Annotated in this window: 23 protein-coding genes and 1 pseudogene; 18 read left to right on the top strand and 6 right to left on the bottom strand. The window is 54.4% G+C overall.

The annotated features are described in order from the left end of the window. The first annotated feature begins 329 nt into the window (after positions 1–329). Complete coding sequence (gene thrS, locus JMJ16_RS48040) at positions 330–2,204, top strand: threonine--tRNA ligase (RefSeq protein ID WP_201393218.1); 1,875 nt, start codon at positions 330–332, stop codon at positions 2,202–2,204. Between the two features lie 155 nt (positions 2,205–2,359). Further along, on the top strand, positions 2,360–2,869 hold the full coding sequence (locus JMJ16_RS48045; protein WP_201393220.1) for a MaoC family dehydratase: 510 nt from the start codon (positions 2,360–2,362) through the stop codon (positions 2,867–2,869). Here the strand turns inward: JMJ16_RS48045 and JMJ16_RS48050 are convergent. Further along, positions 2,866–3,429 (bottom strand): GNAT family N-acetyltransferase, encoded by a 564-nt coding sequence (locus tag JMJ16_RS48050; protein ID WP_201393222.1) that lies wholly within the window; start codon positions 3,427–3,429, stop codon positions 2,866–2,868. The genes JMJ16_RS48045 and JMJ16_RS48050 overlap by 4 nt on opposite strands. A 125-nt stretch (positions 3,430–3,554) precedes the next feature. Next, positions 3,555–4,424: a GNAT family N-acetyltransferase gene (locus tag JMJ16_RS48055; protein ID WP_201393224.1), complete on the bottom strand. Its 870-nt coding sequence runs from the start codon at positions 4,422–4,424 to the stop codon at positions 3,555–3,557. Positions 4,425–4,972: 548 nt separating this feature from the next. On the opposite strand from JMJ16_RS48055, the gene JMJ16_RS48060 reads away from it, so the two are divergent. Beyond that, the gene (locus JMJ16_RS48060) at positions 4,973–5,182 is read left to right on the top strand and encodes a hypothetical protein (RefSeq protein WP_201393226.1); all 210 of its coding nucleotides are present in this window, start codon (positions 4,973–4,975) and stop codon (positions 5,180–5,182) included. Positions 5,183–5,190: 8 nt separating this feature from the next. Here JMJ16_RS48060 and JMJ16_RS48065 read toward each other — a convergent pair whose 3' ends face one another. After that, on the bottom strand, positions 5,191–6,309 hold the full coding sequence (locus tag JMJ16_RS48065) for an AI-2E family transporter (RefSeq protein ID WP_201393228.1): 1,119 nt from the start codon (positions 6,307–6,309) through the stop codon (positions 5,191–5,193). Between the two features lie 239 nt (positions 6,310–6,548). On the opposite strand from JMJ16_RS48065, the gene JMJ16_RS48070 reads away from it, so the two are divergent. The 4 genes from JMJ16_RS48070 (at position 6,549) to JMJ16_RS48085 (ending at position 10,297) form a co-directional block, all read left to right on the top strand. Continuing rightward, positions 6,549–7,067 carry a DUF1269 domain-containing protein gene (locus JMJ16_RS48070; protein WP_201393230.1) on the top strand — a complete coding sequence of 173 codons (519 nt, stop codon included), beginning with the start codon at positions 6,549–6,551 and terminating at the stop codon, positions 7,065–7,067. A gap of 131 nt (positions 7,068–7,198) precedes the next feature. Next, a complete protein-coding gene (locus JMJ16_RS48075) occupies positions 7,199–8,254 on the top strand; it encodes an NAD(P)/FAD-dependent oxidoreductase (protein WP_201393232.1) in 1,056 nt (351 codons plus the stop codon). Between the two features lie 46 nt (positions 8,255–8,300). Beyond that, entirely contained in the window at positions 8,301–9,458 is a 1,158-nt protein-coding gene (locus JMJ16_RS48080) for a glycosyltransferase family 2 protein (protein WP_201393234.1), read from the top strand. Beyond that, entirely contained in the window at positions 9,455–10,297 is an 843-nt protein-coding gene (locus JMJ16_RS48085; protein ID WP_201393236.1) for a 1-acyl-sn-glycerol-3-phosphate acyltransferase, read from the top strand. The genes JMJ16_RS48080 and JMJ16_RS48085 overlap by 4 nt, the downstream gene beginning before the upstream one ends. 25 nt (positions 10,298–10,322) lie before the next feature. Here JMJ16_RS48085 and JMJ16_RS48090 read toward each other — a convergent pair whose 3' ends face one another. Continuing rightward, positions 10,323–11,222 (bottom strand): helix-turn-helix transcriptional regulator, encoded by a 900-nt coding sequence (locus tag JMJ16_RS48090; protein WP_201393237.1) that lies wholly within the window; start codon positions 11,220–11,222, stop codon positions 10,323–10,325. A 119-nt stretch (positions 11,223–11,341) separates the two neighbouring features. On the opposite strand from JMJ16_RS48090, the gene JMJ16_RS48095 reads away from it, so the two are divergent. After that, positions 11,342–12,070 (top strand): SDR family oxidoreductase, encoded by a 729-nt coding sequence (locus JMJ16_RS48095; RefSeq protein ID WP_201393239.1) that lies wholly within the window; start codon positions 11,342–11,344, stop codon positions 12,068–12,070. 59 nt (positions 12,071–12,129) lie between these two features. On the opposite strand, the gene JMJ16_RS48100 is transcribed toward JMJ16_RS48095, so the two are convergent. Further along, positions 12,130–12,858 (bottom strand): bacteriorhodopsin, encoded by a 729-nt coding sequence (locus tag JMJ16_RS48100; RefSeq protein WP_201393241.1) that lies wholly within the window; start codon positions 12,856–12,858, stop codon positions 12,130–12,132. Positions 12,859–13,146: 288 nt separating this feature from the next. On the opposite strand from JMJ16_RS48100, the gene JMJ16_RS48105 reads away from it, so the two are divergent. After that, complete coding sequence (locus JMJ16_RS48105; RefSeq protein WP_201393243.1) at positions 13,147–13,689, top strand: hypothetical protein; 543 nt, start codon at positions 13,147–13,149, stop codon at positions 13,687–13,689. Between the two features lie 220 nt (positions 13,690–13,909). Here the strand turns inward: JMJ16_RS48105 and JMJ16_RS48110 are convergent, their stop codons facing one another. Then, entirely contained in the window at positions 13,910–14,218 is a 309-nt protein-coding gene (locus JMJ16_RS48110; protein WP_201393245.1) for an alpha-amylase family glycosyl hydrolase, read from the bottom strand. A gap of 277 nt (positions 14,219–14,495) precedes the next feature. On the opposite strand from JMJ16_RS48110, the gene JMJ16_RS48115 reads away from it, so the two are divergent. From JMJ16_RS48115 to JMJ16_RS48155, 9 genes and pseudogenes are all read left to right on the top strand, one after another. Then, on the top strand, positions 14,496–15,191 hold the full coding sequence (locus tag JMJ16_RS48115; RefSeq protein WP_201393247.1) for a hemolysin III family protein: 696 nt from the start codon (positions 14,496–14,498) through the stop codon (positions 15,189–15,191). 96 nt (positions 15,192–15,287) lie between these two features. Continuing rightward, positions 15,288–15,833, top strand: a complete 546-nt coding sequence (locus JMJ16_RS48120; RefSeq protein ID WP_201393248.1) for a histidine phosphatase family protein — start codon at positions 15,288–15,290, stop codon at positions 15,831–15,833. 113 nt (positions 15,834–15,946) lie between these two features. Then, positions 15,947–17,320, top strand: a complete 1,374-nt coding sequence (locus JMJ16_RS48125) for a cytochrome P450 (RefSeq protein WP_201393250.1) — start codon at positions 15,947–15,949, stop codon at positions 17,318–17,320. 268 nt (positions 17,321–17,588) lie between these two features. Continuing rightward, on the top strand, positions 17,589–18,758 hold the full coding sequence (locus JMJ16_RS48130; protein WP_201393252.1) for a hypothetical protein: 1,170 nt from the start codon (positions 17,589–17,591) through the stop codon (positions 18,756–18,758). Between the two features lie 46 nt (positions 18,759–18,804). Continuing rightward, complete coding sequence (locus tag JMJ16_RS48135) at positions 18,805–21,099, top strand: molybdopterin oxidoreductase family protein (protein WP_201393254.1); 2,295 nt, start codon at positions 18,805–18,807, stop codon at positions 21,097–21,099. 22 nt (positions 21,100–21,121) lie between these two features. Continuing rightward, a pseudogene (locus JMJ16_RS57665) lies at positions 21,122–21,634 on the top strand (4Fe-4S dicluster domain-containing protein); the annotation flags it as partial. 292 nt (positions 21,635–21,926) lie between these two features. Continuing rightward, a complete protein-coding gene (locus JMJ16_RS48145) occupies positions 21,927–22,526 on the top strand; it encodes a ubiquinol-cytochrome c reductase iron-sulfur subunit (RefSeq protein WP_201393256.1) in 600 nt (199 codons plus the stop codon). Further along, entirely contained in the window at positions 22,523–22,849 is a 327-nt protein-coding gene (locus tag JMJ16_RS48150; RefSeq protein WP_201393257.1) for a hypothetical protein, read from the top strand. Before JMJ16_RS48145 ends, JMJ16_RS48150 begins: the two co-directional genes overlap by 4 nt. Positions 22,850–22,918: 69 nt before the next feature. Then, entirely contained in the window at positions 22,919–23,623 is a 705-nt protein-coding gene (locus JMJ16_RS48155; RefSeq protein WP_201393259.1) for an HPP family protein, read from the top strand. The last annotated feature ends 23 nt before the right edge of the window (positions 23,624–23,646 follow it).

Raw genomic sequence — 23,646 nt, forward strand, 5'->3', positions numbered from 1 at the left:
GCCCCCGTTAGCGGGCTTTAAGGCTGGTTCCATTTGAAAGATTGTATAGCGAACCAGTGAACGTGGGTGGAACCACGGAAGAGTGACTCTTTCGTCCCTGTATTGAGGGAGAAAGAGTTTTTTTGTTGGAAGGAACGCGCTATGAGACAGGGCTCTCAGCAGCAGGAGGATCGAAACTGCCGACTCACCGTCGGCAGTGGGACTTATCTATAGCCACACGTTTTTGATAGTCCTCTCACGCTGGTATATAAAAGCAGAGAGTTGACGATTGCAATAAGTAACGCATTCATGGGCAGACAATAAACATAGCAAAGATAGAGGAATAGAGAATGAGCACGTCTCTTGCAGCAGAGAAAGAGCAGGCGCAGCAGGATCTGGATCGTATGCGCCACTCAACGGCGCACTTGATGGCTGCCGCCGTCCAGTTGCTCTGGCCCGAGGCCAAATTTGGCGTGGGCCCCGCAATTAAGAATGGTTTCTACTACGATATCGAGCTTCCCGAGGCTTTGACGCCCAAGGACCTGGGACGCATCGAGCAGAAGATGCGCGAGCTCAAGAATAAAAAGCTGGGCTATGACCGTATCGAGGTTGGCATCGATGAAGCCATCGAAGAGATGAGCAAACGCAATCAGCCCTACAAAGTAGAACTCTTGAATTTACTCAAAGAGCGCGGTAGCACGGCGGTTGTGCAGGAAACGGGCGACGCCGAGGCCATAGGCTTGAGCGAGGGCCAGGAGGGAAGCACGGTCGTCTCCTTCTATCAGACGGGCCACTTCCTGGATCTCTGCCGTGGACCGCATGTCGAGGATACGACGCACATCGGCGTCTTTAAGCTCATGAGCATTGCGGGCGCGTACTGGCGTGGCAATGAGAATAATCCGCAGCTCCAGCGCCTCTATGGCACGGCCTTCAATACGAAAGAGGAACTAGATCACTACCTCTGGCTGCTCGAAGAGTCGAAGAAGCGCGATCATCGCAGACTGGGTCAGGAGCTAGATCTGTTTACGTTCTCTGACCTGGTGGGTGGCGGCCTGCCCCTCTTTACGCCCAAGGGGACGCTGGTGCGCGACCTGCTGGAAGAGTTTGTGCAGTCCTTGCAGGAACCCCTGGGTTATCAGCGTGTGCATATCCCGCACATCACGAAGAACGACCTTTACAAAACGTCGGGGCACTGGGAGAAGTTCCAGGAGGACATCTTCCATGTGAGCGGCAAGAGCGGCGAAGACTTCTGCATGAAGCCCATGAACTGCCCGCACCATACGCAGATCTATGCCAGCCGCATGCGCAGCTATCGCGAGCTGCCCATTCGCCTGAGCGAGGTCACGACGGTCTATCGCGACGAGTTGCCGGGAACGCTGCATGGTCTCTCGCGTGTACGCGCGATCACGCAGGACGACGCACATGTCTTCTGTAGGCCTGACCAGGTGCAGGAAGAGGTGCTGCGCATCTACTCAATCATCGAGAACTTCTACAAACCTTTTGGTATGACGCTCGCGGTGCGCCTCTCGCTCTGGGACGAGGAGCATCCTGAGAAATACCTGGGCACGCCCGAACTCTGGAATAGCGCCCAGGAGCAGTTGCGCGCCGTTCTGCGCATGAAGGGCATCGAATGGGTAGAAGAGGTGGGCGAGGCCGCGTTCTATGGTCCTAAGATCGACTTCACGGCCCTGGACGCCCTTGAGCGCACGTGGCAGCTCGCAACGATCCAGCTTGACTTTAACCTGCCTGAGCGTTTCAACCTGGAGTACATGGGACCTGATGGTCATGCCGCGCGCCCGGTCATGCTGCACCGCGCCGTGCTGGGTTCCGTTGAGCGTTTCATGTCGGTCTTGATCGAGCATTACGCGGGTGCCTTCCCCACGTGGCTCTCACCAGTGCAGGCCATGATCATTCCCATCGCGGATCGCCATCTCGACTACGCCTACCAGGTGAAACAGTCCCTGCTGGATGTACATCTCTCTTCAGCGCGCGAGTCGATTCGCGTAGAGGTTGATGAGGCGCGTGAATCCATGCAGAAGAAGATCCGCAATGCGCAGCTCCAGAAGGTCCCGTATATGCTCGTCCTCGGTGATAAAGAGGCCGAGAACGGCGAGGTCAACGTACGCCATCGTAGCGGCGTCAACCTGGGCACGCTCTCGGTAAGCGCTCTCGCCGAGCGTATCAAGCAGGAAATTCTTACGCGCAGCGATCTCCCACGCGAGTAGCTCGCCAGGTCCCAAACCGTGTAAGGGATAAAACACACAAATAGTCAAACTGGGTAAGGGTGTATAGGTGAAAAACGGCAAAGCCGTTTTTCACCTATACACCCTTACTGCCTGAGCGCCACAGGCGCGAAGGCTCTTTGAAGAAAGGACTACTCATGGCAACAAAAGGAGGCTGGCGTGGTCGCTTTTTTGAGGACTTTGAGATAGGCGATATCTACCAACATCCGCTTGGAAGAACCGTGACCACGACGGACAACATGTGGTTCTCCTTGCTGACTCAGAACACGGCTCCCATTCACTTTGATCACCACTATGCGGCACAGACAACATTTGGCAAGCCGCTTGTGGATTCGACTTTTACCCTGGCACTTGTGACAGGCCAGAGCGTGACGGATATCTCGCAGAACGTCTTTGCCAACCTGGGCTGGGATGAAGTTCGCCTTCCACATCCTGTATTTGAGGGCGATACCATCTACTCACAGTCAGAGGTGCTGGAGAAGCGTGAATCGCGCTCACGTCCGGATGTTGGGATTATCGCCGTAAAGACCACGGGCTATAACCAGGATAGTAAGGTTGTAATTATCTTTAAGCGCACCCTGATGGTCTACAAACGTGGACGGGCGCCAGAGATACCACGCCTGGCGCCCGAAAGTGGAGATGCTTAATGCTCCTCTCTCCAATCGCTTGCTAGCATGCCATAAATAGCCATATCAACGAAGTGGTCACCTAGTCGCTGGGCCTGACGAATTGTGCCTTCGTGGAGAAACCCCAGGCGCTCCGCAACTGCGCGACTGCGCTTATTAGCAGTCGCGCAGTGAATCTCGACCTTGTTTAAGCCATACTCATGGAAGGCATAGGCGATAAGAGCACGGCTGGCCCTGGTCACAAGCCCCTTGCCCTGCATAGAGGTATCGACCCAGTACCCGATCTCAACCTTGCTATCCTCTCTATCAAGATCATTGAGACCCAGCGCACCTACAAGCTGATCCTGATACCAGAGACCGAACTGAGCGCCTTTGCCATCAGCAAACTGGCGCAATTTGTATTGGAGAAAGCTCTGCGTCTGCTCAAGGGAATTTTCATATGTTGCCCAGGGCATCCAGACTGCCAGAGCCTCTCTGTTGCGGTTGGCCAGGTCGTTGTAGACCTGCGCATGATGAAGCTCAAGCAAGCGGAGTTGGATATCGTTATCTACAGCGATGTGTAGTGTGGGCTGAGAAGACATTAGACAAAATCCTTTCAATTAGCAAACTTGAACTTGATCATAGGAGGAAACTTCCTATAGCCTAAAGAACTTAGGGGCAGCTAGAAACTAAACACATAAGATATGAAAAATTTTGTTGATTAAAATCATAACTGCAGTTGGTAGTAGTGATCAACGCGTGTTTGTTGGAAGCTGCAGGATTGGTAGAGACTAAGGGCGTGGCTATTCTCTGTTTCCACATCGAGGCCGATACGTTGCCAGCCTTCAGCCAGTAGCATCTCGACCGTCATAGTGAGAACCTGGCGCCCCAGGCCCTTTCCCTGGAACGATGGAAGGATACCAAAGGCAGTAATATCTACCTGTCCATCTCCCACTGCGATCGTGCTGATACAGCCTACCGCCTCACCGGAGCCTAGGGTAACTAGAAAGAAACGGCGCGCGGGTTTAAGAATGGCTTTTGCCACCCACGGAGCAACCTCCTCTTCGGCATCGCCAAAGGCCTGAATGGCAATCCCACTTACCTGTGCGGCTTGAGCAGGAGTCGCCTGGCGCAGGGTGAGGTCATCACGCCACACCGCTGGTCGCTTAATGTCAGTAGTAGCCAGTTCCATATGGTACTCTGAAAGGGTATAGGTTCCTCCAGCAGCATGAATAAAGGCCTTGCCAGCCTCCCATCCACCCACGCCAATAATGGTCAATCCTTCTTTGCCCTGTTTCCGACAGTAGCTTTTGATCGCGTCTAACAGGCGTCGCCCTACACCCTGGCGACGATATGCAGGATGGATCGCGCCAATAACCTCAATGGTCCACTCGCCAAAGAGAAAAGCGACCCCAATAAGCTGCCCTCCTCTGTAGTAGAGAAAGCCATTGCCAGGTTCATGCGTCAGGTTATCTACATTGACTGCCAAAGCCAGGCCATCATGCTGAGCACAGAGATCCAGCAAAGCCTTAACGTCGGTATGATCTGCTGGAGTGATCTCAGCTTTAATTACATCTTGTGCTTGGTGCTGTGTCATAAAAGTATGTTTCCTCTTCGCAAAAGTTGATCTTTTACTTTCAAGTATTTTCGGGCATGCAGCAACCCGGAGAAATGCCAGGAAGAAGGTTTGTGTAGAGAGGATGTGCTGAATAAGGCTAAAGCTGCATAGCAAAAATAGCTGAATGCCTTTTATAGAAGTACTTTCCGCGAGGAATAAAGGCGATGAGACATACCGAGTTATTAGATGTGGATAAACGAATATTAGGAATGTCTGTTAGGTGGGTATTACTCAGGCTCTTGTCGCGGAAAGGTTGCACAACCTCGTATAGCAGAATGTATTTTTCATGAATTGTGTCCCTTTCTTTTATCTAGAAACGCCTTGAACTTGCTCATAATAGCATATTGTCGGGCTTTTCACAACAAAATTGTAGCAGATTTTGGCTTATAAGCTTGCCTCAAAGGATGTCTTGCCAGACCCGATATCGATCAGGTACGATAAGGTTGTGCTTGGAGACGTCAGGCGTGATCAGTTTAGGCGAGAAGCCGCTCTGAACAAGATAATACTAAGAAAGAAAGCAAACGAGCATGAAAAATAGCAGTGTTGATAGCAACTCCTCAAGAGAGGCATATATTCGGGATCCGCAAAGATACAGTGTGGGCGAACTGCTGGCGCTTACGGTTCCCCTGGCATCAGTGGTCGCATCAATAGCCTGGGCTACGGCAACATACTTTATTGTGCGCGAGGTACAGCGAGCGCATATAGAGATTGCACGTATAGAGGCCGAGAGAAAGTAGCCTCCCATTTAAGTCTCCTCTGGGGTTTTAGGAGAAAATTCTTCGGGATGGGTGGTGCGCCAGTTTGTCCAGTAGGCCTGGACCAGGGCTTGGCAGAGACCGGCTACGGGCGCCGCGAGAACCGCGCCGATAATTCCGAAGAGGCTGCTACCTATGAGCAAGGCAAAGATAGAGATGATAGGGTGGAGGCCGATAGCATGCCCCAGGATACGAGGAGCCAGGATTTGTCCCTCCAGAACGCCGTTGATAATCGTCACAAAGATAGCCATGATCAGTGCCGTATGCCAGCCGTTTGCGAGGGCAAAAAGCACGCCAATCGTACCCGAAATGTACGCGCCAATAATAGGTACGAACTCAAAGACAAAGACGATGATTGACAACAGGATGATAAAGGGGACACCAATAAACGAGGCCCCAACCGCAGTAATCAGCGTAATAATGACGGCCAATATGATCTGCCCCCGGACATAACCTCCAAACGAGCGTTCAAGCGTATCGATAAAGAAGTTTATCTTTGCTTTGAAGCGCTGTGGCGTGTTTTGCCTGAACCAGTGTACTGCCCGTGATCCATCGATTAAGAAGTACAGACAGAATGAGGTTAAGATAATGGCGTTGATGATGATCGCGAACAGGTTGCTGATAAAGGGAAGAATATTAAAGACGGCGCCCTGTAGATAGCCTGCGACCTGCTGGAGCGCGCCCACTAATTGCTGTGGAGAGGAGCCGATCTGGGTCAGAAAGTGAAAGATCGGCTGGAGTTGTTTCTGAAAGGTGGGATGCTGCACAAAGGTCTGCAACGAGGTTATAAGGGAGGCGAGCTGCTGGATGGCTGCGAGTATCACAAAATACAGGAGATAAACCAGGAGTAGCAGCAGCGCCAGAAAGACCACGGCAATCGCCAGGGGTCGGGGCAACATACGCTCCAGGATTTTCACCAGGGGATGAATGATATAGGCGATAAGCCCCGCAAGCGTGAGCAGGATGATGGGACCCGCGATAAGGCCAATAAAGCGCGCGAGAATACCAACTATAACCAGCCAGGTTAAGAGCGTCAATGAAACGAAGAATCGTTTGCGCCAGAGATCGATAGTTGATGCCTCGCCCTCTGAAGAAACACGCATAGGCATTGCGGAATCGCTCCTTACTGAGGAAAGTTCCAGGCTTTATGGCAAATGTTTATGTTGGGATACTTCTATTGTACTGCCTTCCCAAACACGCTCCCTACTTGTGTTGAAGAGATCACTCTAAAGGGGCAGGAGAAATACTCCTAATATGTGATGGCATATGAGGAGATGCTCATTATAGTGGAGAAAGTAGAGGGAATATCCTCTACTTTAAAAAGCGACACACAAGGAGATAAAGCGCTATGCAAGCCCCAGCAGGAGGTTCCAAGGAAAATCTTTTCGTGCTCAAGTTTATTGATGAAGCAACAGCCCAACGTATGCTCGATGTCATAACCCAGCTACAGACCCAGAAGTTAATTAAATGTGATGATGCCGCGCTGGTCACGCGTAGAGCCGATGGGCGTCCCAAGATCCGCCAGGCGCACAACCTGGTGGGCGCTGGTGCGATGGGAGGCGCCTTCTGGGGACTGCTGATTGGCATGCTCTTTCTTAATCCATTGGCTGGTATGGCGATAGGAGCCGGGGCGGGTGCCCTCTCCGGAAAAATGACCGATATCGGCATTGACGATAATTTTATCAAGCAAGTTGCAAATTCAATTCAGCCAGGAGAGGCCGCGCTCTTCTTGTTGACACGCGAGGCGGTTATGGATAAGATCATGCCTCAAATTAAAGATATCCAGTTCCAGGTCATCCAGACCTCACTTTCAAGTCAGGACGAGGCCCAGTTGCGCGAGATGCTCGGTTCAGCCCGCGCTCAGTAAAGGGTCAGGTGCAACAAGAAGCGCGAGGCCACTTGCCTCGCGCTTCTTGTTGCACCTGAGTGTGCGATACAATAGAGTTATATGTGCATATTTTGTTAAGCCAGGTAGGTGAGCATTGAAGGGAGAAGCTTATGACAGCGATTGCCATTCTGGGGGCGGGATGTAGCGGGCTGGCGGCAGCCCATGTCTTGCAAGATGCGGGTTGGCAGGTGGCGCTCTTTGAGAAGAGCCGGGACGTGGGTGGGCGTGTTGCGACACGCAGCCGCGAGGGCTTTATCTACGATCATGGTGCACAGTACATCAAGCCGGGAGCACCTGCCTCGATCTCCTGGATTACGGGGCGCTTTCGTACCCCTGATCTTATCGATATCGAGAAACCAGTCTGGGTCTTCAACGGCCAGGGAGAGATCCAGGAGGGCGACGCCGAGCAAAACGCCGAGGAGAAGTGGACCTATCGCAGCGGTCTGACCACGTTGGCCAAACAGATGGCCAGGGGACTCGACATTCATCTGGAAACACGTATCGATCATGTCCAACAGACTCCTCAAGGCTGGTGGCTCACACCTGAACATGGAGTAGAGCAAGGTCCTTTCTCCAGGCTTCTTATAACGTTTCCCCTTCCCCAGGCCCGAGAATTACTCCAGAGAAGCCAATTAGAGCCTGGCTTACAGGAGGCGATAGATACCCAGTTGAGTGTGGCAACCTACCGGCCATTGCTCTCCATCATGCTTGGGTATCGCCCTACGCCACAGCGGCGTCCATATTATGCCCTGGTCAATATCGACAAGGCTCACCCCATTTCCTGGCTGGCCTGGGAACACGAGAAAGCGCCAGAGCGCGTTTCCTCGGGTGCGGGACTCCTTATCGCCCAGATGGCCCCTGATTATAGCCGTGCACAATGGGAGAGAGAAGACTCGGAGCTTGTGCGAGAGGGCGCAGACATGGTGGCGCAACTGGTGCAGGAAGAGGAACTGGCAACCCCCATCTTTAGCGATGTCCAGCGCTGGCGCTATGCTCTGCCTGACCAGAAGGCCGATAGCGAGCAGTTGCACACGCTTACCCTGCCATCCGGACTGGCTTTCTGCGGTGATGGCTTCGTCGGTGGTCGCGTCCATCGCGCGCTCGAACACGGAATACAGATTGCCTCGCTACTGGCGTACGCGACTACTCCGCCAGATCAACAGTAGCCGCGTACGCCAGTAGCGGCGTCATGAGAAATAGAGGAAACCAACGTTGGGTAAAGGATATCCCCTTCAACTGATAACGTGTGTGCAACTATTTTTTGCGGCTCGTGTGGCATGGCGTATAGCAAAGGGAGGCGGTGGGAAACGTCTCCAGGCGCGGGAGACAGTGCAGGCAGCCGGAGAACAGGTAGCTGTTATTGTGCCTGTCCTGAATGAATATACACGTCTGGCACCTTGCCTGGAAGGGTTAATGGCGCAGGGAAGCGAGGTCTGCGAGATCCTGGTTGTCGATGGAGGTTCGACTGATGGTACACAACAACTCGTGACTACCTATGCCCAGCGCGACACGCGTATCCACCTTATGGATGCCAGTCCCGTTCCCGAGGATTGGAACGGCAAGGTCTGGGGGCTGCAAACAGGTTGGAAAGCTGTCGCTCCTACAGCCAACTGGATATTAATCATAGATGCGGATGTACACACAAAGCCGCTACTTGCCTCAACGTTACTGGAGTACGCCAGGACGGTTCAGCTTGATGGGCTGAGCGTGGCGACGCAACAGGAATTGGGAAGCATTGGCGAAGGCTTTGTACATCCCTCTTTGCTTACAACGCTGGTCTATCGTTTTGGCGTCCCCGGGAGAGAATTTCAACGTGTACAAGACGTTCAGGTGAATGGCCAGTGCTTTCTCTTCAGACGCACAGCGCTGGCGCGCAATGATGGATTTGCCAGCACTCGTTTTTCGGTCAGTGAAGATGTTACTATGGCGCGGATGCTGGTACGCGATGGGTATCGCGTTGGCTTCTATGAAGCAGACGACCTGGTATCAGTAAAGATGTATGCGAGCTGGCGTGAGGCCTGGCAGAATTGGACACGCTCGCTTCCCCTGCACGATCATTTCTCGGGGATGCAGACAGCTCTTGGCTGGTTGGAGATTCTCCTGGTGCAGGCCCTACCTCTCCCACTCTTGCTTTTCCTCCTCCTCTTCCTCCACACACGTAATTGGCGTATACTAACGGTAAATGGAGTCCTGATAGCGATGCGCCTGGGAGTCCTGGTGGGAACGGCGCGTGCCTATCCCAGGCGCCCATGGTCATACTGGTTCTCGCCGTTGTGTGACCTGCCGGTAGCCATGCAACTGGGCAGAATGGCTTTGAGGCGTAAGCATACCTGGCGTGGTCGCACCGTCATACGCAGAGGTTCTCTATGAGTTTATTGTGGCACTCAATAACCGCGTCTCCCGAGTTAGGAGTTGTGCTTGGCCTGACCCCTGTTATGCTTGTGCGTCAGCGTTCTGAGAAAGAGAAACAGAGCGGGCACGCTCCTGGCCGACCCCCATTTGTTGTGCGTGTCATTCGGGCTATCTCTCAGTGTGTGCTTCAGATTGGTTGCTGGTTTATCACCACCGCAGGAACCAGGATAACGGTGGAGGGGCTTGAGAACCTTCCAGAGAAGGGGCCACTCCTGATCGCAGCCAGGCACTACCATCACCTGTATGATGGCTGCATTCTCTTGCGCTGCATCCCCAGGCGCATGCATATTTTTGTGGCGCTGGATTGGATACGCACGCGTTGGCAACGCGCGCTCATGGAGTGGGCATGTACCACCCTCGCCTGGCCAACGGTCTTACGTACTGAACGACTCTTCTTAACCACGGATGGTCAGGAAGGAGAGCGTATTTTCCGAGTTGACGAGGTGAAGAAATATCTGAGAAACGCAGTCAAGGACGCGACGCTACTCCTGCGCTGGGGGGAGGGACTGGTAATCTTCCCCGAGGCCTACCCAAATGTCGATCCCGATCCTAATCCTAAAGATTGTGGCGCCGCTTTTCTCCCCTTCCGGGCGGGCTTTGTGCGCCTGGTGGCACTGGCAGAGCGGGACAAGCAGACGCGGGTTGCCATTGTCCCTACAGGCTTTTGCTATACACCTGGCAAGCGGCGCTGGCAGGTGACACTGCGCCTGGGTACGCCGCTCTATCGGCAGGACTATGAAGACGCCACCGTCCTTGCAAGCGTGATTGAGGAGCGTGTACAGGAACTTTCCCACTAAAAAGAGGACCAGTCTTGCTACTGGTTTAGGGGCGCACCGTTTCCACGGGACCGTATCCTTGCACCAGTAGCTGACGAATTTTCTCCCCTGTCTCCCCTTCTTTGATGGGCGTATACACAACCACCTTCAAATCTGGCTCATCGTACATCTGAAACATGAGATGCTCAAAGGCCAGGATACCCGCCTGAGGGTGTTTGAGCACCTTTTGACCCTCTGGCCCACGTAGCACCTCGTGATCGGACCACCACGCGCGAAATTCGGGGCTAATGGTTTGCAAATCGGCAATTAACTCCGTCATCCATGGATCGCCGGGAAAACGTCCATAGCTCGTCCGAAATTGTGCTAGAATACGGCGCGCGTGCTTGTCCCAATCTATTATTCGTTGGCGATGAGAGGCAGAGGCAAAGGTGAGCCAGAGAACGTTGCGCTCGCGTGGCGTCATATGAGGAAAATCATACAACACGACGCGCGCAGCATCATTCCAGGCAACAATATCCCAGCGTGGTCCGATAGCGAAGGCTGGGCTGAGGTCAAGATGATCAAGAAAATGCTGCAAGGTCGCGCTGACCGTCTCGCGCAGTGAAGTTCCTTCTGGAGGTGGCTGCTGATGAGCCAGGAAGAAGAGATGCTCGCGCTCGTTAGCATCCAGTTGGAGGGCTTGAACCAGACTTTCGAGCACCTGAATTGAAACGCTGATTGGGCGTCCCTGTTCCAGCCAGGTATACCAATCCACGCTTACGCCCGCCAGTTGCGCCACCTCTGCGCGTCTCAATCCGGGCGTCCTCCGCCTCTCCCCACGTGGCAAGCCAACCGATTCAGGAGCAATCCGTCCCCTTCTGGTGCGCAAAAAATCTCCGAGTTCCTGTACGCGTAATTGCTCCTGCTGGCTTGCCATGACTGCTCCCTTTAGCTGTTGATGTTCCATAGGAGTCCCACTCCTATGATAAACGCTCGTCTGGTTCAAGAATACTTTTCATTATACACTTTCGCTGGATTGGGGACGAGGTTTTACTGGCCCAAGACGATATATCAAGGAGACAACATATGGATATCAGCGGAAATACAATCATTGTGGTGGGGGGGAGTTCTGGCATGGGATTTGGCGTCGCTCAGGCTGCCCTGGCGAAAGGGGCTAAAGTAGTCATTGTGGGACGTTCTTCGGAGCGACTGGCCCAGGCTACTGAGAACCTGGCGGGCGGAGAGCGTGTAAAGTCGATCTCCGCCGATGTCACGCGTGAAGACGAGGTGCGCCACCTGTTTGAGACTGCTGGGAGATTCGATCATCTTTTTGTCTCGGCTGCCTCTCATCTCGCTTACCAGCCAATTCGCGACTTTGACCTGGAGGCTGCGTGCAAGACTATCGATGCGAAGCTTATTGCGGCGCTACTGCTCTCGAAATATGCCTCGCGGCAGATCAACGGGCACGGCTCGATTACCTTTACGGCTGGAATCGCTGCTGAGCGCCCAATGGCAACAGCTGCACTTGTGGCAGCTGTCAATGGTGGTCTCTTCTCGTTTACCTATGCCCTGGCCATTGGCCTGGCACCAGTACGCGTCAACACCATCTCCCCCGGCTGGATCGATACACCGATCTGGGAGACATCGGCCCTGGCAGCCAACAAATCAGCCAATTTTGAGCAGATGGCGCAGCGTCTGCCAGCAGGCCGTATTGGCCGCCCCTCGGACATCGGTCATGCAGCCATCTTCCTGATGGAGAACGAGTTTACAACTGCGACTGTTTTGCCTGTAGACGGCGGCCATCGACTGGTGTGAAGTTTCTTCGCATATCTTTGAGCACCGCAGGCGCCTGGCGCCTGCGCACAATATGTTTGTTACCATTGCGCGGCTACGCTGTTAATAGGAGCAGTCTCGCGCTCTGCTTCGAGGAGGACTCCAGGTTTGCTCAGAAGTACGAAGCCGAAGGCACCTTTGGCCAGGACGTCGAGAATCGCGTAGAGAATGACCTCAGGCAAGAGAGAGATGACGCCGAAGCCCTCGGTACCCAGGATCCAGACGATGGGGTAGCAGACCCAGAGCGCGATGAGCATGATCGCCAGTGTGCTATAGTGGCGCTGCACTGGTCCGCTGCGTACATTTGCTTCTGGAGTAAGTTTGACTACAATAAAGTAGAGTACGGCCAGGAAGCCCGCACAGCTTACAGCAAAGAATGCCCAGCGGAAGTTGCTGCGGATAAGTGAGGCACCCAGTCCTGAAACAATCATATATACATCGGCAGCAATCATGGTGCCGATGACAGCAAAGCGGCTGGGAAAATTACGTGGTAGGGCAATCAAGGCCAGGTCCATGAGCAGGAGCGGCGTAGTAATTGCCCAGTCAATGTAGCGGCCAAAGAGGATGACCTTCCCATTCAGTCCGATGCCACCATAACCGCTGGCCATGGTCATATATAGGGTGGCCGCGATCAACGTAATCAGGGCGGTGAGGTAGTAAAAGTGTTTGATTTCGGTACGCGCGCGAAATGAGCGGTAGGTAAAGACGAGTGTACAAAGGATCATGAGGAGCGACGTGACCCATAAGACGGTCACTGTAGCAGAATTCATAGATCTTCTCCTTTGCGCATAGACGCGTTACGTATCGTACAAAACGATGTACTTATGAAGCGCATATACGCGACTCTAGATACCTATGATGAGTCTGGCTAGCTCGAAAGCGGTGATCACTTGCATTATAAAGCGACAAAAAAGCTGCACAACGCTGCCTCTTCTCTTAACCTGGTTGCATTTTCGCCCTGCCTGTGTTATATTCCGGCACCAGAGAGAGTAGTCAAAGGGCGAATATATGGGGAGACGAAATCTACTTGCCAGAGGTATTGAGAGGAAGTAAATAGCGTGAAAAGTCCGCAACATAGGTGGTGGCAACCGCTAGTGAGTATTTGCATCCTGATTGGGATGGTTGCGCTGCTTGCCTGGGTACTGTATGTACCCTGGAATCGCACGCAGCAAGCACTCATCGATGGTACAACCCAGATGGGTCCCCTGGCAACCTTTGTTACGCCGACCGCCACACCAACCCAGATGAAGACGACGCCTACCCCTACCGCCAGCGTCACTCCTGATATGCCTGTCAAAATCTATTGCGAGGTGACGAAGACCCAGGTCATCGACCGCAGGCCAAAGTACGATAATTTTGACTATTTTATCTATGCGACCCTGCTTATACGCCAGAACGACCTCTCCTACATGCGCACAGGACAAATCATTCGCATGCAATGGCTTCCCACATCGACGCCCATCGCGTTAGGTGGCCTCAAAGATATCCATCAGGGCGCAGTCTTACAGATAAGTGGGGCAATGGACCCTACTCTACTGCTCCATGTCAACCAGGTAGCGGTACTGACCGGGCACGTCGCTGTCAAACCTCCAACATACTAAGATCTTATTCCGAAACCCATCCCCATTCGGGGACCACCTAAAGGTGGCACGGCAAGCCTTCACTGGCGTGTCTAGCGCTTCGCGCTCAGGGTTTTCGGATAAGTAGTAAATGAGTTGTAATGACATGTAGGGTCCAGGCGGGCTTGGACTCGCCCAGCCCGCAGGCCGATACTTAGGTGCGGGAAGGTCGCTTCGCTCGGAGTCTAAGCTAGCTTGGACTCTACACGACAGGGGTGAAAGCCGCTCCGCGGCTATCGGTGCTAAATGAGGGAAGCGAGGGAACTATGTCGAGGAAGCTACGATAGTTGTCAGGCCAGGCGTAGAAGGTAAACCAGTCGGCTGATTCCGCATCCTGATTCTGCTGAGCCTCAAGGAAGGCGGGATGATGCCAGGAGACGTGGCTGGGAACAAAATCTAGGATAACACGCATCCCCTGAGCATGGGCGCGTTGCGTCAGCTCTTTGACATCCTCATTTGTCCCCAGCCTGGGATCGACGGTATTAACAACATGTATTTGTTGATCATCCAACGATTGACAGTCAAACTATATACAAGAAACGTGGGAATGTCAACCCAAAACCGCGTGTTTGTGCGGGTCTCCTATTCCTCCTGCGCGCGCTCGTGAAACTCTCACCATGAGAAGTTGCTCTAATAAGACAAGTGGTTATGTGGAAAGGTGCGCACTGACAGCCGTAGGCTGCCAGCACCCATCACTCCCAGCATCCCACGCACTCAGCCGAGCGCCGCAGGTGCGAGGAGTCGCACCCCAAAGTTGCACATTTGGTTCTATAAGTAGAGGATATAACATGGTTCAGGAACAAGTATCATCGTTGGAGCAAGAGGTGCAAAAGGTCATCAAACCATTGTTGCGAGGCTGGTCACACGCGCTGGCAGCCTTTGCGGCCCTTGTTTTAACGTTTCTCTTTTGCTGGCTCAGCCGTTCGGATGTGCCACGCCTCATTTCGCTGCTCGTCTTTGGTTTGAGTATGATGGAATTGTACACCGTAAGCGCCTTTTATCATATCGGAACCTGGAAGCCTGGTACACGCCATGTGCTTCGTGCTATCGACCACTCCAATATCTTTGTCCTGATCGCGGGTACCTATACTCCACTCTGCTTCAATATTCTCAGCGGTTGGGTACGTATCGCCCTGCTTGTGACGATCTGGACACTCGCGTTTCTGGGTCTGGCCTTTACGGTAGTGCCCTATACCCTGCGTCTGCCACGCTGGATTGGGACCGTGCTCTACATTATCATGGGCTGGGTCGCGCTCCTGGCCTTTCCCGCCTTTCTAAGCGCGCTCTCCTGGACGTTTGTGGTAACCATGATTCTTGGCGGGGTCTCCTACACGCTGGGTGCAATTGTCTATGCTCTGCGCTGGCCCAACCCCTTCCCACGCGTCTTTGGCTTCCACGAGATCTTCCACCTGTTTGTCATCCTGGGAAGCGCAATCTTTGTCTTCTGCGTCTGGAAATGGGCGCTCCCTTTCCCGCGCCAGTAAAAATATCCGCTAAAGGAGGAAACCCCGCATGCCTCCTACAATTTGTGCTATAACGTGCATACAAAAGAATTGTAAAAGGCAAGGAAGGAAGCATAAATGTTGACGCTCTTTTATTCACCTCATTCGACGAGCGTGGACAACGAGGCGGGACGGGCCTCGGGACACGCGGATGTGCCGCTCTCTGCATTGGGGAGGCAGCAAGCTGCGGAACTGAGGAAGCACTATGCGAGTGAGAAGATCGACGCTGTTTTCTGTTCCGATCTGCAACGCGCGGTTGTGACGGCAAAGCTTCTCTTTGGCGAGCGTGGCTTGCCTGTGACACCAGATGCACGCCTGCGCGAGTTTGATTATGGCGAGATGACGCAGTATCCCAGGGAGCAGGTGGAAGGGGAATTTCCGCAGCGTATCACAGAGCCTTTCCCAGGTGGCGAGAGCGCCTCTATGGCCGCCCAACGAGTGGGGACTTTTCTCCAGGATGTAGCGCGTGAGTATGACGGGAAAACAATCGTCGTAATTGGCCACCGGGCGACCATGTATGGAATTCGCTATTGGTGCGGCACCTCCACCCTCGAGGAGATTGTGAATACACCCTGGGAATGGCGAGACATACCAATCTGGCGCTTTGAAATTAATCCTCGCTAAAGCATATGCGGCCGTTCTGTGATTAAATAGAGGTAGAAAAAATTGTATGAATGAAATAAGTATCCTGGGGAAAAGCAAATAGATAGATGCCCAGGAAGTGAGGCAGAGAGACTATGGTCACAGAACTGGAAACGCAAGAGAAAACTACCGTAAAGCCTATTCCCTATATTAAAGAATCGCCTGTCGTGGGAAGCCTCTTCAAGTATCAGCAGGATCGCCTGAATCTGTTGATGAGTATGTGGCGTGAGCAGGGTCCGGTGAGTGGCTTCCATATGGGTCCCTTCGCCTTGCCAGCCTTTTTCTCCGCTGAGCATGTGCATAGTATCCTGGTGGAGCATGCCTACGACTTCGATAAAGGTGAATCCATTCATAATGTCTTTCGCCCGGTGATTGGTAATGGTATTTTTACCAGCGAGGGTGATTTCCACCGTCGTCAGCGTAAGATTATGGCACCGCCCTTCCAGCCACGTCACATCGCTAGCTATGCCGATAATATGGTGTACTATGGCGAGCAGGTACAGCAGCGCTGGCAGGATAGCGCACGGATCAATATCGACGAAGAGATGACCACCATCACCATGAGCATTATTGGCAAGGTGCTCTTCAATGTGGATGTGTTTACAGAGACCGATGAGCTTGGTGCGGCGATGGCGACGACCCTCAATTTTGTAGGTCACCGCCTGGCGCGCCTGCTTCCAACTCCATATAACTGGCCGACGCCACAGAATAAGCGGGCGCACCAGGCGATTGCGCTGTTGCGAAGCCGTATTCAACAGATGATTGAGGAACGGCGTTCCAGCGCGGAGGAGGGCAACGACTTTCTCTCGATCCTGTTGCGGGCGCGTGACGACGAGGGCAAGCCCATGGATAATGAGCAGTTGATCGACGAGTGCCTGACGCTTTTTGGCGCGGGGCATGAGACGACCGCTGTGGCCCTGACCTGGGCGTGGTACCTGCTGGCCCAGCATCCTGAGCAATACCGCAAGCTTCAGGAGGAGGCACGGAGTGTGTTGGGAGGGCGGGCGGCCACCTATGCTGATCTCGCAAAGCTGCCATACAGCCAGCAAGTCTTCAAAGAAACGTTGCGTATGTATCCACCGGCGTATGCTATGGGGCGTGCCGCGTTGAAGGATATCGTGATTGATGGCTACCAGGTGCATAAGGGTGATCTGGTTCTCATCGCGCCCTATGTCATGCATAATCGTCCCGACTACTTCCCGCGCCCCTTTGAGTTTGATCCTGAGCGCTTTACACCTGAGCGTGAGAAGCAGCTTCCGCGCTATGCTTATCTCCCCTTTGGTGCGGGTCCGCGCATTTGTATTGGCAACTACTTTGCTATGATGGAGGGACAACTTCTTCTTTCAACCCTCGCCCAACACGTCACCTTCGAACTGGTGCCAGGACAACAGATTACGCCTGATCCAGGCAAGTCGCTTACCTTGCGACCAGATAGGCATGTGCAAATGGTGGTACGCCGCCATATGTAGGGTCCATGCTGGCATGGACTGCGAGCGCAGCGATCTCCCCTGCGATTGAGTATCGGCCTGCGGGCCTCCAGTCCAAGCTAGCTTGGACTCTACATGGTGAGATCATTTGGTGCCTGTTCGCTCAGGCAAGAAGCATGACTTTGGGGGCATATTGTCACCCTGAAGGAGATATCATGCGTGTCAATATTGTATCGCTAAGCGATGTATATTGTTCTGTTTGCTACATATGAGAGTAGCTCTTTCTCGTTGGGCGAAAGGATATGCTTGTATGGCTCAGACCTCCATCCCTTCTCCTGGGCCAGTGCGGAAATCCGTGGATCTTCGGCGACGACGCAAGACGATCAGCCTGCGAATGCGTTCGGTCTGCTTTGGTGTGTTGGCGGCTGTCGTCCTGGGGCTTCTTATCGCCTTTGGCTCGCGAGGCTTCCACTGGTTTGATGCCGCGCTCATTGGTTATGCTGTAGCAACTATTTTCGCGGTCGCGGCAGTGACGTATAAATATTCGTTCTGGCTATTTCGCCCGCCGACGGGCCGCTACTGGAAGCGTAGCTGGAAATTATTTCTCTCCTATGCCAATTTTCGGCGTTATACGATGCTGATTCCAGGCGCCCTGTTCGACCTGTTCGCGCAGCAATTTATTCGTAGGCGTGGCTTCTATCGCTGGCTGACACATCAGTGTATCTTCTGGGGAGTTATCCTCTCCTGCGCGATTACCTTCCCCTTGACCTTTGGCTGGCTGCGTTTTACCCAGACTGCCTCTGGCCTCTATCAGATCTGGGTCTTTGGTTTTCCTTTCTTCTCCTTACCAGCCGATACGTTTCTGGCCTTTCTCATTTTTCATGCGCTGGATATTACGGCACTGATCTTGCTGGTCGGCCTGGTACTAGCCTTTCATCGTCGCTTCCATGATCTGGCCTTGATCGCAGTGCAGCGCTTCCGCTTCGATATTATGCCCCTGGCCTTGCTGCTGGCTATCGCTGTTACTGGCCTGGCGCTTACCGCTGATAGTACCTGGCTGGGAGGCGCATATTATTGGTATATCTCCCTGGTCCATGAAGCGGTTGTGGTGCTATGGCTGATCTCGCTCCCGTTTGGCAAATTTTTCCACCTTATTGAGCGCCCGGCTACTGTTGGGATCGAGCTGTACTGGCGTACAGGCGAAGGGACCGCGATGCAGAAGTGCGCGCGCTGCCAGGAAGAATTTGCCCCAGTGCGCTTTGTGCAGGACTTAAAGAAGACACTGTATGAAGTTGGCGAGAACTATACCTTGCGTGTGGATAGTCCGGAGAAGCGAGCGACTCATCCAGATGCACCGGCAGTAGAGGAGCAGGCCACGGATACGCTCTGGTGGCAGGACCTCTGCCCCACCTGCAAACGCGTCCTGCGCGCGCAGGCCAATCTCGCGGCGTTGGGCCATGAGGGGAACCGCTTTTTGTAATGGCTGATTCTGCTTGCCAGAGAGGGTCTTGAAATGAGGGAAGCATATGAGCGTTGACAAGAATATTTTTCGCCATTTGCGCAGGAATCAACCCGAAACCTTTGATTTCCACACCGGAGACCATGCGCCGAACCACTGGCGTTCGGACGAGGTTATTGATCGCTATGTGCCCACGCATTGTTGCTATTGTGGCGTCCAATGTGGCATGTACCTCAAGGTTGCTCGTGGGCGGGTTGTTGGCGTGGAGCCACGCGAAGATTTTCCCCTGAATCACGGGATGCTTTGCCCCAAAGGCTCGACAGCCTATCAGACAGTCCACCATCCTGATCGCTTAACCAGGCCTTTGATGCGTCGCCATGGCAAAAATAGCCCCCTGGAGCCAGCAAGCTGGGATGAAGCGCTAGATACCATTGTCCAGCGTTTTCAAGCCTTGCAGGTCGAGCATGGTAGAGACTGCGTCTCAGTCTTTAGCGGGTCGTCCATGACCAACGAGAAGTGCTATATCATGGGCAAGTTTGCCCGTGTGGCGCTTGGCACGCGCCATTGCGATTATAATGGCCGCCTGTGTATGTCCTCGGCCACAGGCGCCAATGAGCGCTCACTTGGTATTGATCGTGCCGCCAATCCTATCAGCGATATGCTGCATGCTGATTGCATTTTCGTGATCGGGGCCAACGTGGGGGAGTGTTTCCCCATCATTACCAGTTATCTCTGGCAGGCACGAGATCGAGGCTGTAAGCTTATCGTTGCCGATCCACGGCAGACACCCATTGCGCGCACCGCTGATATCTATCTCCCTCTGCGCTCAGGCACGGATTCTGCCCTGCTCAATGGTATGCTGCATGTCATTCTCAAAGAGGGCCTGGTCGATGAGAAGTTTCTACGCGAACGCACGGTTGGTTGGGAGGAGACAAAGGCTCTGATTGAGCAGTATCCACCCGAGGGCGTAGCGCGGGTGTGTGGGCTGAAACCTGAGGCCATCATCGAGGCGGCGCGCCTCTATGGTCGCGCGCAAGCTGCGCTGACCTATACCGCGCGTGGCCTGGAGCATCAGAGCAAAGGCGTCGATAATGGTGTCGCGGCCATGAACCTGGCCCTGGCCACGGGGAACTTTGGGCGTCCCGGCGCGGGCTGCGGCACACTGACTGGCCAGGGGAATGGCCAGGGGGGCCGCGAAGTCGGGCAGAAGGCGACGCAGCTTCCCGGTTGCCGCGATATCGAGAATCCTGAGGACCGCGAGTACATCAGTTCGGTCTGGGGCATCGATGAAAAAGAGCTCCCCCACTCTGGCTATCCCGCGACTCTGATGATCCCTGCCATGCTGCGCCAGGAGATTCGTGCCTGCTTTATGGTCTGTACCAATCCCATGGTTTCTCTGCCCGACCAGCATACCGTTGAACGGGCCCTGCGCGGGCTGGACCTGTTTGTGGTGGCTGATTTTTTCCTCTCGGAGACAGCGGAGCTAGCGGATATTGTACTGCCTGGTACCGTGTGGGCCGAGGACGAGGGGACGACCACGAGCCTGGAGGGACGTGTTATCAAATACAATAAGGCGGTTGAGCCTCCTGGCGAGGCCAAGCGGGATTGGGAGATTGTCTGTGAACTGGCGCAGCGCCTGGGGAAGGGCCAGTACTTCAACTTTACGTCCCCACGCCAGATCTTCGACGAGTATCGCCTCTGCACGAAAGGCGCGAAGTCCGATTACTGGGGTATTACCTATGAGAAGATTGAGGAGCAAAATGGGGTATTCTGGCCATGCCCTACAGAGGAGCATTCGGGGACGCCCCGCCTCTACGAGGAGAGTTTTGGCTTCCCCGATGGCAAGGCGCGCCTGCATCCTATCCCCTACATTCCGCCCGCCGAAGAGCCAGACGCTGAGTATCCCCTGGTGCTCACCACTGGACGCGTGATCTATCACTATCTCTCCGGTAACCAGACGCGACGGACCCCCTTCTTAAAGGAGCAAGCCCCCTTCCCCTGGGTAGAGATGCATGAGCAGACGGCGCAGCGCCTGGAGATTAGAGAAGGGGACTGGGTAACGGTACGTACCAGGCGGGGCGAGATGACGGCCCCCGCGCTGGTGATACGTTCAATTCGCCCGGATACGTTGTTTATCCCTTACCACTATGGGCATACAGAGGCCGTGAATCAGCTCACTAACCCGGTTCTAGAGCCGATGATGAAAATTCCTGAATACAAAGTATGCGCGGCCAGCGCGATACGGGCCGCGGAGAAACCCGCCTGGGCACGCGATGTGGATGTCGAGGCCCTTGTCGCGGCTCGCAAGCGTCGCCAAGAACTGCCCATAGCACAAGTACGACCGACCCCGACACTGCGCTAATAAGGAGAGAGCCATGCCCGAAATGGTCAAAAGAATCTTCCTTGATCCCTCACGCTGCATCGGTTGCCGTTCATGTGTCGCGGCCTGCCGTGAGTGCGATACGCACAAGGGCGAGAGCATGATCTACATAGATTTTCTGGAGCGGCACAACACGGTAGCCTCCTCACCCACGCTGTGTATGCACTGTGAAGACCCGCTGGCGCCTTGTGCTCAGGTGTGCCCAGCCCAGGCCATCCTGGTGAGCCCCGATGGGGTTGTGCAGTCGGCTGACGAGACGCGCTGCATTTATTGTGAAAACTGTGGTTATGCCTGTCCCTTTGGCGTCCCCAAATTTAATATCGCGGGCCATTACATGCAGAAATGTAATCTCTGTTACGACCGGACCAGTCAGGGGAAGGGGCCGATGTGCGCAACGGTCTGCCCGACGCAGGCTATTTTCTATGGCACCTATGAGGAGTGGGTCACGGCAGGGCGAGCGCAGCAGGGGGCCAAACCGATCAACACATTCTTCTTTGGCAATCAGCGTGTACAGACGCGCAACTATGTCACTATGACGGAGCAGGATCAGGAGCTGGATATTCTGGCGCTTGTGGAGACCGCCGACTTTGGCAAATCGGCGAACCTGCCCGCGCCAACGGCGCAGAATAACGCCGAGTCCTGGATGCCGGCAGAGATAGCAGGTATTCCAGAGCGAGCCGTCCCCGCGCAGCCCTGGACACCTCGCCAGCCGCTTGAGCCGGGGCCATCCACTCATCCTCAGCCTGAGCGTGCTCCCGTAACGCCAGGCGTTGACGCAAAGCAAGCACCACCAGGGGGAGACTAAGTGTATGGTACGAAAAATTGATCCGACCGAGAAAAAGGGCAAGGTGAGCAATATTACCGCGCCAGCATTGAATCCTGACATTGTGCGTGAGGCGAATAGCGAGCCGCAACCGCAGCCTCATCAAGAGCAGGAAGAATGGCGCCAGGAGTTTCCCTATCCCTGGGATGAGGATGAAATTGTGACGCGGCGCGATACACTGCGCTTTCTCCTGGCGGGCTCGGGTGCGCTTTGCCTTGCCACGGGCGCGCTTGCCATCCTGGGAAATCTCCCGTCAGGCCCGGGCGTTCAGCATGTAGCAATCGCTAAGGTCGGTGAGCTGAAAGAGCACCAGTGGAAGGTTTTCAATTTCCCTGATCAGTATGAGCAAGGTATCCTGATCAACCTGCCAGGTAAAGGGCTGGTGGCCTATAGCGATGTCTGCACCCATCTCTCATGTGCCGTGCTCTATAAAGGAGATGGGACCTTGCATTGCCCATGCCACGAGGGCCGTTTTGACGCTGTGACTGGCAATGTGCTTGCCGGCCCTCCGACGCGCCCGCTCCCCTTTATCCAGCTCGCCATAGAAAACGGGACTATTTACGCGGTCAGGCAGGTGGCAAGATGAGTAAGCGCGATACACGAGATATTCCGCGCAGGGTCGCAAATCCGGATGATCCCCAGGTCAAGCGTCCACCACGAGGCGCGCGCGGATGGGTGCCGGGACCTAACTATTCTGGCTTACAGGGGCGTATCGCCATAGTGCAGGGTCAGGTTTTTATCGTTGCTATCATTGTCATTGCCCAGCTCTGGCTTGTGACTGATGCGTTATATGAATTGCTCTCTGGCCGTGTTGCGAGCCTGGCCTGGCTGGCCCTGGCGAGTGTGCTGGGTTTCGCGCTGGCCCTGATCGTCGTTTTCTGGCCGCGCCGCCGTATCGAAGAGCCATAAAGCACCTCCTGTTAAGCGGCAGGCAGGATTTTGCCATCAGACAATAGCGTGAAGCGCGCGGGAGATGTTATGCCACGTAAGACAAACGAGCAGAAACGCTCTCAGGAGCGGCCAGCCTTTCATTTGCATCCCAGGCCGCCAGCGGGCCATGAGATGGCGGATATCGTCGCAGGCTTGCTTACACGTGTACGTCTCCCTGTACTCTTGCAGCACCATTCGAACCGTGCTGTGCTCGCGCTCTTTAGTTTTGTGAATGGGTGTGTCAGCATTGGCCTGATGGCAGCCCTGGCGGTACTTACAGGCTCTCCCTTTATTTTTCCCTCACTTGGCCCCACGGCCTTTCTCTTCTTCTATACACCAACTGCGGCAAGCGCCTCTCCTCGCAATACGATCATTGGACATTTGATTGGAACGCTGGCAGGCTACTTTAGCCTGCTGATTACAGGCCTGGTCTCCGCGGGCCCGGCCCTGGCGACGGGGGTGACGTGGCCACGTGTGATCGCCGCTGCCCTCTCGCTTGGCCTGACGGCGGGCTTCATGGTGCTCTGTAACACGGCTCACCCGCCTGCTGGGGCGACGACGCTGATTGTCTCTCTGGGGATTTTGACGAAGCCCTGGCAGCTTGTCTTGCTGATGGTAGCTGTCATCCTGCTTACGGTGCAGGCCTTCGTCATCAATCGCCTGGCAGGCCTCCCCTATCCAGCCTGGCGGGCGACTCTGCCTCCCAGGCACGTGGAAGCAAACAAGGTCAGCCATACTCCCGGTGAATCATAATCCCTGGCCGATATTTTGATGTG

This window comes from Ktedonobacter sp. SOSP1-52, assembly GCF_016587395.1.